This is a genomic window from Demequina pelophila (genome assembly GCF_000971175.1).
GTDB classification, from domain to species: Bacteria; Actinomycetota; Actinomycetes; order Actinomycetales; family Demequinaceae; genus Demequina; species Demequina pelophila.
The window spans coordinates 846,391-859,164 of the sequence record NZ_BBLY01000001.1 but is presented as its reverse complement, the minus strand read 5'-3'; the positions used below and the strand labels follow the sequence as shown (position 1 = coordinate 859,164).

The 12,774-nt window shown below is 72.9% G+C and carries 10 protein-coding genes; 7 read left to right on the top strand and 3 right to left on the bottom strand.

What is annotated here, in order from left to right:
* Position 1 precedes the first annotated feature (1 nt).
* The 3 genes from AOM03_RS03935 to AOM03_RS03925 are packed head-to-tail and all read left to right on the top strand — an operon-like array spanning position 2 to position 3,010.
* Positions 2-814, top strand: a complete 813-nt coding sequence (locus AOM03_RS03935) for a Nif3-like dinuclear metal center hexameric protein (protein WP_062378472.1) — start codon at positions 2-4, stop codon at positions 812-814.
* 16 nt (positions 815-830) lie between these two features.
* A complete protein-coding gene (locus AOM03_RS03930) occupies positions 831-1,568 on the top strand; it encodes a zinc ribbon domain-containing protein (RefSeq protein WP_062378471.1) in 738 nt (245 codons plus the stop codon).
* Positions 1,565-3,010: a bifunctional RNase H/acid phosphatase gene (locus AOM03_RS03925; RefSeq protein WP_062378470.1), complete on the top strand. Its 1,446-nt coding sequence runs from the start codon at positions 1,565-1,567 to the stop codon at positions 3,008-3,010. Before AOM03_RS03930 ends, AOM03_RS03925 begins: the two co-directional genes overlap by 4 nt.
* 392 nt (positions 3,011-3,402) lie before the next feature.
* Here AOM03_RS03925 and AOM03_RS03920 read toward each other — a convergent pair whose 3' ends face one another.
* Together AOM03_RS03920 and AOM03_RS03915 are read right to left on the bottom strand one after the other, a co-directional pair.
* Positions 3,403-6,141 (bottom strand): cation-translocating P-type ATPase, encoded by a 2,739-nt coding sequence (locus tag AOM03_RS03920; RefSeq protein WP_082092082.1) that lies wholly within the window; start codon positions 6,139-6,141, stop codon positions 3,403-3,405.
* Between the two features lie 53 nt (positions 6,142-6,194).
* Positions 6,195-6,776, bottom strand: coding sequence for a TetR/AcrR family transcriptional regulator (locus AOM03_RS03915; protein WP_062378469.1), 582 nt, complete (start codon positions 6,774-6,776; stop codon positions 6,195-6,197).
* Positions 6,777-7,011: 235 nt separating this feature from the next.
* Between AOM03_RS03915 and AOM03_RS03910 the strand changes: the two genes are divergently transcribed.
* From AOM03_RS03910 to AOM03_RS12380, 3 genes are all read left to right on the top strand, one after another.
* On the top strand, positions 7,012-8,610 hold the full coding sequence (locus tag AOM03_RS03910) for a bifunctional phosphatase PAP2/diacylglycerol kinase family protein (protein ID WP_082092081.1): 1,599 nt from the start codon (positions 7,012-7,014) through the stop codon (positions 8,608-8,610).
* A gap of 223 nt (positions 8,611-8,833) precedes the next feature.
* Entirely contained in the window at positions 8,834-9,193 is a 360-nt protein-coding gene (locus AOM03_RS03905; protein ID WP_174441927.1) for a DUF3817 domain-containing protein, read from the top strand.
* A gap of 197 nt (positions 9,194-9,390) precedes the next feature.
* Positions 9,391-9,957, top strand: a complete 567-nt coding sequence (locus AOM03_RS12380; protein ID WP_082092080.1) for a hypothetical protein — start codon at positions 9,391-9,393, stop codon at positions 9,955-9,957.
* A 147-nt stretch (positions 9,958-10,104) separates the two neighbouring features.
* Here AOM03_RS12380 and AOM03_RS03900 read toward each other — a convergent pair whose 3' ends face one another.
* Entirely contained in the window at positions 10,105-10,905 is an 801-nt protein-coding gene (locus AOM03_RS03900; RefSeq protein ID WP_227589876.1) for a YaaA family protein, read from the bottom strand.
* 27 nt (positions 10,906-10,932) lie between these two features.
* On the opposite strand from AOM03_RS03900, the gene AOM03_RS03895 reads away from it, so the two are divergent.
* Complete coding sequence (locus tag AOM03_RS03895; protein ID WP_082092079.1) at positions 10,933-12,756, top strand: SulP family inorganic anion transporter; 1,824 nt, start codon at positions 10,933-10,935, stop codon at positions 12,754-12,756.
* The last annotated feature ends 18 nt before the right edge of the window (positions 12,757-12,774 follow it).

The following is a 12,774-nucleotide window of genomic DNA, read 5'->3' as shown; positions in this document are numbered from 1 at the left end:
CATGACCACAGTGGCCGACGTGATGGACGCGCTCGAGCGGCGCTTCCCCCTCGACCTTGCCGAGAGCTGGGACGTCAACGGGCTCTCCGTGGGCCATCCCGACGCCCCCGTGACGCGCATCCTCTTCGCCGTCGACCCCGTGCTCGCGGTGGTCGAGGAGGCGATCGAGGAGGGCTGCGACATGATCGTCACCCACCATCCGCTCATGCTGCGCGGCGTCACCACCGTCCACGCGGGCACCGCGAAGGGCGCGGTGGTGCACCGCCTCATCGAGAACGGCATCGCCCTGTACAACGCCCATACCAATGCCGATGCGGCGGGTTCCGGGGTTGCGGACGCCCTCGCGGTCGCGCTCGGGGTCACCGGGGGCATCCCCCTGGTCCCGCTCCCGGGCGACGCGGAGCAGGGGACCGGGCGCATCGGCCGCCTCGACGCGCCCATGACGCTCGCCGAGTTCGCGGGACGCGCCTCCCAGGCGCTCCCGGAGACGATGCACGGGGTCCGGGTCGCGGGCGACCTCACCGGGGACGTGCGGACCGTCGCGGTCGTGGGCGGCGCGGGCGACTCGTTCCTCGACGCGGCCGCCGCTGCCGGCGCCGACGTCTACGTCACCGCGGATCTGCGTCATCACCCCGCCTCCGAGGCCCGCGAGTCCGCGATGCTGCGCGACGGTCGGCCCTACCTGGTGGACGTCGCGCACTACGCCTCGGAATGGACGTGGCTCACCGCGGCCGCCGAGTACGTGGGCGACGCCGCCGGCATCGACACCATCGTCTCCACCCTCACGACCGACCCCTGGAACGCGCGCTTCTGAGCGCGGAAGGAGCCTCATGCCTACTGCCCCCGCCGCCGATCAGCGCCGCCTTCTCGATGTGCAGGACCTGGACCTGCGCGCCCAGCAGGCCCGGCACCGCCGCACCCACATGCCGGTGCTCGCGCAGATCGAGGAGCTCACCGCGCGCCTGGCCGACCTCGACGAGGAGCGCGTCGCGCGCGCCACGGAGGTCTCCGACCTGCGCCGCGCCGTGACCAAGGCGGAGGACGACGTGGAGAACGTGCGCACCCGCGCCGCCCGCGACACCGCGCGCCTCGAGTCCGGCCAGGGCTCGGCGAAGGACCTGCAGGCGCTCCAGGCGGAGCTCGAGGTGCTCACCCGCCGCCAGGGCGACCTCGAGACCATCGAGCTCGAGGCCATGGAGGCGCTCGACGGCGCGGAGGCGGCCCTCGCGTCCGCGCAGAGCCAGGTCGACGCGATCCGCGCGCAGGTGGACCAGCTGTCCGCCGAGCGCGACGCGGCCTGGGCGCAGATCGACAGGGAGCTCGAGGACATCACGGGAGAGCGCGCGGGCGCGATCGACGGCCTCGATGCCGCACTGGTGACGCTCTACGAGCGCCTGCGCGACCAGAACGGAGGCGTGGGCGCCGCGGCCCTCCAGGGCAACCAGTGCCTGGGCTGCCACATGCCTCTCAACCCGGGTGACCTGGCGGCGATCCAGTCGCGGCCCGCGGACGACGTGGTGCGCTGCGAGGAGTGCGGCCGCATCCTCGTCCGCGAGGCGAAGGCGTGACCCGGACCCTCATCATCGAGGCGGACGGCGGTTCGCGCGGCAATCCCGGCCCGGCCGGCTTCGGCGCGGCCGTGAAGGATGGCGCCACGGGCGCGGTGCTCGCGGAGCGGGCCGGCTACGTGGGCCACGCCACCAACAACGTGGCCGAGTACCGCGGCCTCATCGCGGGGCTCGAGGCCGCGCGCGCGATCGACCCCGACGCGCGCCTGGACGTGCGCATGGACTCCAAGCTGGTGGTCGAGCAGATGTCCGGCCGCTGGAAGGTCAAGCACCCCGACATGAAGCCGCTCGCCGCCCGCGCCCAGCAGCTGGTCGCCGGCGCGCAGGTCGAGTACGCGTGGATCCCGCGCGAGCGCAACAAGCTCGCCGACCGCCTCGCCAACGAGGCGATGGACACGCGCGAGGAGGACATCCGCCGCGACCGCCTGCCCGGGGACGATGCGGCGGCCGGGGGCGGTTCGCGCCTCGCCGGCGGTGAGACGCCGGCCGGCGCGGCGGGCGGCGCGGGCGACGACGAGGCTCCCGTGCGCCACGACCCCACCGGCGCGAGCCGCGTGCGCGCGGCACTCGCCGCGGCGCGAGGCGAGGGCGTGACCCCCGCGAGCGACACGCAGGTGGAGCCGCGCGTCGAGCGCGAGGACCACCCCCTGCCGGAGGGGACCGACGTCGACGACGCACCGGACGGCGCGACCGACCCGGCCGGGGCATCGTCCCTGGTCCATCCCAAGGTGCAGAGCCCGTTCTCCCCGAACGAGGAGGACCTGGTCGCGCCGCTCACCGTGGTGCTGGTGCGCCACGGCGTGACGGAGATGACCACCGCGAAGCGGATGTCCGGCGGAGGGGTGCCGGGGCCGAGCCTGTCCGCGGCGGGCCGGGTCCAGGCCGCCAAGGTGGCGGATGCGCTGTACCGCATGGGCCGGCGCACGTGGGAGCACCTGCCGCACGTGACGAGGCTGCTCGCCTCGCCGATCGTGCGCACGCAGGAGACCGCGGGCGCGATCGGGCGGCGCCTCGGCGCGCACGTCGAGACGGACGAGCGGCTGCGGGAGATCGTGTTCGGCGAGTGGGAGGGGCTCACCGTCGCCGAGATCGCGGAGCGCGACGGCGACGCGATCCACCGGTGGCGCGCGAACCAGATCGCGGCGCCCGGCGGCGAGCGCATTCAGGATGTGGGGCAGCGGGGCTGGTCGCTCGTGGGCGACGTGGCCGCCGATCACGCCCGTCACTGCGTCGACGGTCGCGACGTGCCGCGCGGCGTCGCGCTGGTCGCGCACGCCGTGGTGATCAAGTCGATCGTGGGCATGGCGCTGGACATGGATCCCGCGGGCTGGGGCGCCATCTGGCCGTCGCCCGCGTCGACCACCGTGCTGCAGGTGCGCGCGCGCGAGGACGGCTCGATCGCGGAGACGCACCTGCTCGCGCTGGGGATTCCGGTCGAGTAGAGGGGGCGGCGTCGGCCCGGCGCTGGCGCGTCCTCGTGGCCTCTCCGTGTTCCTCCTGGTCCCTCCGTGATCCCGAGGGGGCGACACGTTCCATTTCCCGTTCTGCACTCTGGAGTGAAACAGGGCGGGGTGCAGCGGCGTGTCGGCCGCGACACGCCGCGCTGATTCAGCCCTCGCAGTAGAACCACGAACGGAAAGAGGCTCCTCCGGCTCGTTCGAGTCGCGGCACGGAGCCTCGAGGCACTCCCCGGCGCCGGAATGGGCGGGGAAATGCACGACGGGCGTGGACCTCGGGGACCGAGGTCCACGCCCGTCGTGCGACTGCGTGGGTGGGGCCAAGCGGGCCCGGATCAACGGGGGGCCGGGGGCCAAGCGGGCCCCGATTCAGCGACTCAGCGCCGGCGCGCCAGCGCCTTGTAGCCCTCGAGCAGGAGGAACACACCCACCGCGATGGTGGCCGTGAGGCCCCAGTCGGAGAGGCTCAGCGGCGCCGAGTTGAACCAGGAGTTCATGAACGGCACGTACGTGAACAGCAGCTGGAACGTCATGAGCGCGCCGATCGCGATCCACACCGCCGCGCTGCCCGTGAGCGCCCGCGTCGTGAGCGACGTGGCGTTGAGGAAGCGGCAGTTGAACAGGTACGCCACCTGGCTGAGCACCAGGGTGGTGACGGTCAGGGTCTGCGCGAGCGCGGTGTCGATCCCGGCGCCCGCGGCCCACCAGTACACGCCCAGCGTGGCGCCGCCGATGAGGAGCGACGCGACCACGATGTGCGCGAACGAGGACTTCGACAGCACCGAGCCGCCGGAGCCGCGCGGCGGCCGCTTCATGAGGCCGGGCTCGGCCTTCTCGTAGGCGAGCGCGAGCGACAGCGTGGTGCCGCACACCAGGTTGACCCAGAGGATCTGCACCGGCACCAGGGGCAGCGTCAGCCCGAACAGCACCGCGACCAGCATGACGAGCGACTGCGCACCGTTGGTGGGCAGCAGGAACACGACCGACTTGCGGATGTTGTCGTAGATTCGTCGACCCTCCTCGACGGCGCGCTCGATGGTGGCGAAGTTGTCGTCGGCGAGGACGATGTCCGCGGCCTCCTTGGTCGCCTCGGTGCCCTTGATGCCCATGGCGACGCCCACATCGGCCCTCCGCAGTGCGGGGGCGTCGTTGACGCCGTCGCCGGTCATGGCCACGACCTCGTCGTGCGCCTGGAGCGCCTTGACGATGCGGATTTTGTGCTCGGGGGAGGTGCGGGCGTAGATGTCGACGTCGTGCGCGCAGGCCTCGAGCTCGTCCTGGCTCATGGCCTCGAGCTGGGCGCCCGTGAGGTGGCGGACCTCGCCGGTCGCGGGGGCGATGCCCAGTTCGCGGGCGATCGCGGTGGCCGTGCCGGCGTGGTCGCCGGTGATCATCTTCACGCGGATGCCGGCGGAGTGGCACTCGCGGATCGCGTCGATGGCCTCGGGCCGCGGCGGGTCCACGATGCCGAACAGGCCCAGGAACACCAGGCCGTCGACGTCGTCGTGGTCCAGCTCGGCCGAGGCATCGGCCGCCACGGGGCGGTGCGCGCCCGCCAGCGTGCGCAGGCCCTGCGCCGCGAGGCGGTCGATCTGCGCGTGCCAGAAGTCCGCGTCGAGCGGCTCGAGCGAGCCGTCCGCGGCGCGCTGGTGCGTGCAGCGCTCGAGCAGGCGGTCCGGGGCGCCCATGACGCGCAGGACGGTGCCCTCCGCGGTCGCGTTCAGCGTCGCCGTGTACTTGTGCGCCGAGTCGAACGGCACCTCCGCGATGCGGGTGACGTCGGACAGGTCCATGCCGGTCTTGAGCGCGAACGTCGCGATCGCGCCCTCGGTGGGCTGGCCCACCACGCGCCAGCGGCCGTCCTCCTCGACCACGCGGGCGTCGTTGCAGCTCGCGGCCGCGACCACCAGGGCCGCCAGGTCCGGGCGGGTGTCCAGGGTGACCACCGCATCGTCCACCCGCACGAGGCCCTCCGGCGCGTAGCCGGTGCCCTCGACGGCGAACTCGCCGCCGCGGGTGATCGCGGTGCGGACGGTCATCTCGTTCTGGGTGAGCGTGCCGGTCTTGTCCGAGCAGATGACGGTGACGGAGCCGAGCGCCTCCACCGCGGTGAGCTTGCGGGCGATCGCCTGGCGGCGCGCCATCTGGGCGACGCCCAGCGCGAGCGTGATGGTGACGACGGCGGGGAGGCCCTCGGGGATCGCGGCGACCGCGAAGCCGATGGTCGCGGAGACCAGCTCGTTGAAGCCGAAGTCGTGGATCACGGTGCCCACGACGATCATGACGGCGCACATGGCGAGGATGCCGAAGGCGATCTGCTTGCCGAAGCGCGCGAGCTGGCGCGACAGGGGCGTCTCCATGGTCTCCGCGGAGGTGACCATCTGCTGGATGCGACCGATCTCCGTGGCGGTGCCGGTCGCGACCGCGACGCCCACGCCGGTGCCCGTCGCGACGATGGTGCTCGAGTAGAGCATCGAGGTGCGGTCGCCGATGCCGGCATCGGCCGCGACCGAAGCCGTGTCCTTGATCGCGGCGACCGACTCGCCGGTCAGGGCCGCCTCGTCCACCTGGAGGTTCGCGCACTCGATCAGGCGCAGGTCCGCGGGGACCCGGTCACCGGCGCGCACGCGCACGACGTCGCCCGGCACCACGGACTCGGCCGGGACCGCGACCCAGTGGCCGTCGCGCAGCACCTGCGCCTCGGAGGACAGCATGTTGCGGATCCCGTCGAGCGCGCGCTCGGCCTGGCCCTCCTGCACGAAGCCGATGATCGCGTTGATGACGGCCACGCCCAGCACCACGGAGAAGTCGACCCAGTCCTGCATGTACGCCTTGAGCGCGGCGGCGCCCAGCAGGACGTAGATGAGGACGTCGTTGAAGTGCGCGAGGAAGCGCAGCACGGGGTGCTTCCTGGGCGGCTCGGGCAGCGCGTTGGGGCCGTGCTCGGCGAGGCGCTGGTCCGCGTCGGCGTGGGTCAGGCCCGTCGCGGCGCTCGCCAGGTGGGCGAGGACTTGGTCCGGGGACGATGCATGGGGCGCCTCGGGGTGCGCGGTCGGGCTCCCGGTGGGCGCGGCCTGGGCGCGCTCGGGCGCGCCGGGGTCGGCGGTCACAGTCATGGCGGTGCTGCTTTCTGGGGACTTGTGGGGGTGGAAGGTCGACCGGCGGGCGCTCACCGCGCCTGGGTCGAGACCTGGAGGAGGGGAACGATGACGTGGTCCACGAGCGAGGCGGCGTCCTCGCGGGACGGTGCCTCCGGGCTGAGCGTGGCCTCGTGCCGTGCGAGCGCGAGGACCGCCCCGGGCACGCGCGGATGGAGACGCTCGGGGCCCAGCTCGCCGTGGGCGCGGGCCGCGTCGACGATGGTGGAGAGGCGGCCGATGAAGAAGCCGAGCGTGGCCTCCTCGACGCGGGTCGCCGTGTCGTGGTCGACCTCCGCGAGGAGGCCGGAGAAGACCTCGACGCCGGTGGCGCCGATCTGCGCGTAGAGGACCTCGAGGAGGTCGATGAGGTCCGTGCGGAGCGCGCCCGTGGGGGGCGTCGACGCGGCCTCGGTGCTGTGCGCGATGACGGTGTCCGTGACCATCGCGGCGCGGGTGGGGAAGCGGCGGTAGAGCACCGGTCGGGAGGTGCCCGCGGCCCGGGCGACGCCCTCGAAGGTGATGCCCTGGTAGCCGTGCGCGGCGAGTTCGCTGTGGACGGCGTCGCGGATGGCGCTCAGGACCTCGTCGGAGGAGCGGCGGGTGTGGGGCACGGTTCCTCCTTGGTGGTCGGTGACGCGGTGATCGAGTGGTGTGGTCTCCGTGGCCGGGATCTCCGGCCCTTAGATACGGTACGTACTGTATCTAAGGCGGGGGCGGTGGAGTCGCGAAAGCGGTGCCCGAGCCGTGTGATTTCGGACACTCCCGCCCAGACCGCCGCGCAACATCCCTGCGTTGCGGGCGCGTCGCAACGGCGCACGATCGCCTAGCCTGGGCGCGGGGGTGGTCATGACTCAGCCGAGCGGCGGGGAGCGACGCGGAAGGGCGCCCGTCGCCATGCATCGGCGCGTGTTCGAGCCCATCGTCTTCGCCGTGGCGCTGGCGACCTACGCGGCCTGGACCGCGGGCGTGATGTCCGGGTGGCTGGGCACCCACCTGGACGACCGGATCCCGGCCTCCGGCATGGACCCGAGGTCGTACTGGGGGCAGATCGCCGAGGCGTTCTCCCTGATCACCAACCCGTTCTTCATCATGGCCGTCGCAGTGGTGCTCGCGATCGCCGCGTATCAGCAGCGGCAGCGGCGCCTGTCCGCGGCACTGGCGATCGCGGCGCTGGGCATCCCGCTGTGGCACGTGAACCGGCTCCTCATCGACCGGCCGCGGCCCGCGTCGGGCTTCGACGACTCCATCGCCGCCATCGGCAGCGCGTATCCGTCCGGCCACCTGGCCGCCGTCACCATCCTGCTGTGGATGGTGCTCGCGGTCGCCAACGCCGAGCGCCGGTCGCACGCCGCGGGCATGTGGCGCCGCGCAGCCGTGGCGCTGCTGGTCGTCATGACGGCGCTCGACGAGTGGGCGATGGGAACCGTGCGTCCCTCGGACATCGTGGGCGGATGGCTGTTCGGGGTGGTGATCGCGACCGCGGCCCTCTGGATCGTGGGGATCGAGTCGATCGTCCTGGTGCGGAACGCGCGCCGCGTGCCGGCCGACACCGGGCACCGGGCCGCCGTCATCTACAACCCCACCAAGGTGGTCGAGTTCGACCTGTTCCGCCGCCGTGTCACCTTCGCCATGGCGAGCGCCGGCTGGCAGCCGCCGCTGTGGATCGAGACCGAGCAGAACGATCCGGGGCGGGGCATGGCCCAGGACGCGCTGGCGAAGGACGTCGACCTCGTCCTGGTCGCCGGCGGCGACGGCACCGTGCGGACCGTGTGCGCCGAGCTCGCCGGCACAGGCGTGGCCGTGGGCATCATTCCGGCCGGCACGGGCAACCTGTTGGGGCGCAACCTGGGCATCCCGCTCGACGAGGACGAGGCGCTCGAGGTCGCCCTGCACGGCGTGGTGCGTCCCATCGACGTGGTCCGCTGGACGGTAGGGGAGTCGAGCGAGTCCTACGTGGTGATGGCCGGCGTGGGGCTCGACGCGCAGATCATGAAGGACACCGACCCGCGCCTCAAGCGCCTCGTCAAGGGCGGCGCCTACGTGGTCGCGGGCGTGCGACAGGTGGGCGCCGAGCCGTTCCACGCCACGGTCACGCTCGACGGCGAGGAGGTCTACGACGGCGACACCGTGCTCACCCTCGTGGGCAATGTGGGTCGGCTCCAGGGCGGCGTCGACCTGCTGCCGGCGGCGGATGCGGCGGATGGGCGACTCCACGTGCTGGTCGCGCGCAGCAGTGGCGGGCTGGCGGGCGCGATGCGCATGCTCTCCGCGCTGGGGCGCCGGGGATCGTCCTCGCCGCTGCGACGGTTCGCGGGTCGCAAGGTGACGGTGCGGCTCGACCGCGCGGTGCCCTTCGAGATCGACGGGGACCTGGGCGGCGAGACCGCGGAGTTCTCCGCCGAGGTGGTCCCGGGCGAGCTGCTGGTCAAGGTCCCGCGGCGCTGAGTGCTGCCGCGCGGCGTCACCTGGCGCGCACGGTCGCCCGCGGCGTCACCTGTCCACACACGAACGACAACCAGCTACCCGTGGCGCGCAGAAACCTGCTGAGAGCGACCACCAGCTACCCATTCGGGTGGGGGTGTGTGGACGGGTGGCGTCGGCACTGCCGCTATCCTCGCCGGCAAGCCCCGATGCGCCCCGGCGTCGGAGCGACCCGTGAGGAGCGGCAATGGAGCGCATCAGCGGCATCGGACGGTGGTTCGCCGTCGTGGCGATCGCCGAGGCCTTCACCTGGGCGGGCCTGCTCGCCGGGATGTACCTCAAGCACGTGTCCGAGACCACCGCTCTGGGCGTGGCGGTCTTCGGCCGGCTCCACGGCGCGGCGTTCATCGTCTACCTGGTGGTCGCGTCCATCGCGTGGATCAGGCTGCGGTGGGGCCTGGGCACGTTCGCGCTCGTGCTGGTGGCGGCGGTGCCGCCGCTCGTGACGCTCCCTCTCGAGGCCTGGATGCGTCGCACGGGACGCCTGGCGCCGCGCGACGACGCGTCCGCGCGAGCGGTCCGCGTCGCATCGACGAGCGGATCGTGACGCCTCTCAACCGGCGATGATTCGCTCGGCCCGCTCGACCACCGACTGTTCTATGTCGATGAACGTCGCGTCCGAGACGGGGGCGTGGCCGCAGCGCGAGGTGGCGGAGCGTGCTCGGAAGCGATCCGACACGCTCGGCGGAGACGGCGCCTGTGGACGGCGGCACCCGCGTTCGCGCGGTCTGCTGAACTGCGCCTATGGCCGCTGCACGATTTCGGGCGAACTCCGGCATCCTGCCCGGCGATGCCGTCTACATCGACGAATCGAAGGCGCGGGGCTACATTCTTGCCGCGGTCGCGGTGGCGCCGGTCGACAGGGGCGAGGCGCGACGTCGATTGCGGCGCTTGCTCCCGAAGCGACAGCGCCGATTGCACTTCAAGAGCGAGAGTGATCCTCGGCGCCGGGCGCTGCTCTCCGAGCTGGCTGGCCTGTCGGTGCGAGCCACGGTCTGGCAGGTCTCGGGGAAGCCCGACCGCATCGCCCGGCCACTGTGTCTCGAAGCCGCGGCTGGAGCGGCGCTCGATGCAGGCGCAAGCGAGCTCGTTCTCGAACGCGATGCGTCCCTCGAAGCTGCGGACCGCCGCACCGTTGGAGGCGTGCTGCGAGCGCGTCGCGCGCCATCGGGATTCGCGTATCGACACGCCAGCCCCTACGACGAGCCGCTGCTCTGGGTGAGCGACGCCGTCGCGTGGTGCCACCAGAAGGGTGGCGACTGGTCGAGGCGAGCCGGCGCGCTGGTCGAGGGTCGTGTGATCCGACTCTGAACGTGCGTGAGCCCGGCTCGTCTACCGTCCGGAAGACTGCCGGGCTCCGAGGGCGATGGCCCGCCGCGACCACCATTCTACGTGGGCGACTCTGTCGAGCAAAGAGGTGGGGGAGGAGACGCCCCGGTCGCCGCAGGAGCCGACCCTTCAACCGGCGATGACCAGCGTCAGCTCGTCCGGCCCCTTGGCCTTGCGGACCAAGGCCACGTCGACGAGCGCGTCGCCGATCATCCCGGCCGCAGCGTCGGCGAGGTCGGCCGCGGTCTCCGGCACCGCATCGTCCCCCAGGAGGTGCGCGGTGAGGAGGCCGCGCGTGTGCTTGGCCATGTGGCTCACCACCGCGCGCCTGCCGTTCAGCTCGCGCTGCACGCCCACGCTCACCCACGGCGCATCGGCGGGCCGGTAGGCCGCGACGTAGGCCGCGGAGCGGCAGTCGATCACCAGGCGCCCGTCGGCGAGCGCGTCCAGCTCCGCCGGCAGGTGCCGCTTCCAGAACGTCGCGAGCCCGCCGAGTCGCCCCAGCGAGATCCCCATCGACAGCCGGTACGCGGGAATACGGTCCGCGGGGGAGACCGCGCCCCACAGCGCGGACACCGTGCGCACGTGCGTCCGCGCCCGGGCGAGCCGAGCATCGTCCCAGGTCGCCATGCCCGCGGCGTCGTAGAGGACGCCTGAATACACCGTGGCCGATGCGGCGGCCGGGTTCCCCCACACCGTCCGGTTGCGCTCGACCTCCGCGGCGAGCGACGCGCCCACGCCCAGCGCCTCCATCGCGTTGCGCTGCCCGCTCACGGTGGCCAGCGCATCGGCCACACGCCGGCGCGGCTCCTCGAGGCCGGGGTGCGAGAGCCCGGCGAGGTCGACGGGGTCGCCGGCGGCGGGCGCGGTCTTGCCCTCGGAGGGCGGCAGGAGGATGAGCACGGTCGCCAGGGTAGTGGGCCCGGACATGCGCAAGGATGGAGGCGGAGGCCCACTTTGGCGACGACGCTCGAGCGCTGGCTGCCGGGCGTGCGCACCGCCCGGCGATACAAGCGCGCGTGGCTGTGGCCGGACATCCGCTCGGGCATCGTGGTCACCGCGCTGCTCATCCCCGCGGGCATGGGCTACGCCCAGGTCTCGGGCCTGCCCCCGGTGACCGGCCTGTACGCGACCGTCATCCCGCTGCTCGCATACGCGCTGGTAGGGCCGTCGCGGATCCTGGTGCTGGGCCCGGACTCGGCGCTCGCGCCCATCATCGGCGCGGCCATTCTGCCGCTCGCCCTGGGCGACGACGACCGCGCCGTCGCCCTCGCGGGCCTCCTCGCCATCATGGTCGGCCTGGTCATGCTGCTCGCCGGCGTGGTCAACCTGGGCTTCGTCACGGATCTGCTGTCCAAACCGGTCCGGCTCGGATACCTCAACGCGATCGCGCTGATCGTCATCGTGTCCCAGATCCCCACGCTGCTCGGATTCTCGGTGGACGCGGACGGCATCGGCGCGCGCGTCGTGGAGATCGGACGCGCCCTCGCCGACGGCGCCGTGGGCCCCACCGCCGCCGCGATCGGCGTGGGCTCGCTCGCGATCATCCTGGTACTGCGGCGGGTGAAGTTCCCGGTGCCCGGCGTGCTGGTCGCGGTCGTGGTCGCCATGGTCGTGACATGGGCCTTCTCTCTGGCCGATGCGCTACCCACCGTGGGCGCCCTGCCCCAGGGCCTCCCGGCCCCGGCCCTGGGCGGGCTGGAGTGGTCGGACGTCAAGGACCTGGCGATCCCCGCGCTGGGCATCGCGCTCGTGGCCTTCACGGACTCTGCGGTGCTGTCGCGCACCCTCGCCGCGCGGCGCGGCGAGACGGTGCGCGGCAGCGACGAGCTCCGGGGCATCGGGATCGCGAACATCGCCGGGGGAGCGATGGGCGGCTTCCCCATCTCCGCCTCCTCGTCCCGCACGCCCGTCGCGGAGCAGGCCGGCTCGAAGAGCCAGCTCACCGGCGTCGTGGGCGCCGTGCTGCTCGTGGTCTTCATGCTGCTGATGCCCGGGCTCACCGTGGTGCTGCCCAAGGCCACGCTCGCCGCGGTAGTGATCGCGGCCGTCATCACGCTCATCGACGTCAAGGCCGTCAGGACGCTGTGGCGCATCGACAAGATCGAGCTGGGCCTGTCGATGGCGGCGCTCACGGGAGTGCTGGTGTTCGGGGTGCTCGAGGGGATCGGCGCGGCGGTGGTGCTGTCGATGTTCGCGTTCGTGCGCCGGTCGTGGCGGCCGTACCGGGCGGAGCTGGGGCGCGTGCACGGGCTGCGCGGCTATCACGACCTCACGCGCTTCCCCGAGCAGGGCGAGCGGATCCCCGGCCTGGTGATCGTGCGGTTCGACGCGCCGCTGTTCTTCGCCAACGGCGAGGCGTTCGCCCGCTGGGTGCGGGCCAGGGTGAAGGCCGCGGGGCCGGACGTGACGACCGTCATCCTGGCCTCCGAGCCCATCACGGCGGTCGACACCACGGCCGTGGACCAGTTGGTCGAGCTCGAGGAGTGGCTGGCGAAGCACGGCGTGACGCTCGTGTTTGCTGAGATGAAGGACCCGGTGGTGGACACGCTGCGTCGCTACGGCGTGGCCGACCGGTTCCCGGCCGACCGCTTCGCGCCCACCGTCGGCGCCGCGGTGGACCGCGTGACGGGCGTGCTGCGCGGGGACCTCGAGGGGACGCGGTGGGACGTCGCGGCCGATGGCGGTGAAGAGGGGGCTGCGGGCGAGGTCGAGGTTGAGGTTGAGGGTGAGGGCGCGGGCCGTTCCGAGAGCGACGAGGGCCCCGAGTCGAACCCTTGACGCCGTCACTTACGCGAT

Coding starts and splice junctions, on each gene's coding strand:
- AOM03_RS03900 (WP_227589876.1), bottom strand. CDS start 10,905: ATGTCCGGGCCCACTACCCTGGCGACCGTGCTCATCCTCCTGCCGCCC.
- AOM03_RS03930 (WP_062378471.1), top strand. CDS start 831: ATGCCTACTGCCCCCGCCGCCGATCAGCGCCGCCTTCTCGATGTGCAG.
- AOM03_RS03905 (WP_174441927.1), top strand. CDS start 8,834: ATGGAGCGCATCAGCGGCATCGGACGGTGGTTCGCCGTCGTGGCGATC.
- AOM03_RS03935 (WP_062378472.1), top strand. CDS start 2: ATGACCACAGTGGCCGACGTGATGGACGCGCTCGAGCGGCGCTTCCCC.
- AOM03_RS03910 (WP_082092081.1), top strand. CDS start 7,012: ATGACTCAGCCGAGCGGCGGGGAGCGACGCGGAAGGGCGCCCGTCGCC.
- AOM03_RS12380 (WP_082092080.1), top strand. CDS start 9,391: ATGGCCGCTGCACGATTTCGGGCGAACTCCGGCATCCTGCCCGGCGAT.
- AOM03_RS03920 (WP_082092082.1), bottom strand. CDS start 6,141: ATGACTGTGACCGCCGACCCCGGCGCGCCCGAGCGCGCCCAGGCCGCG.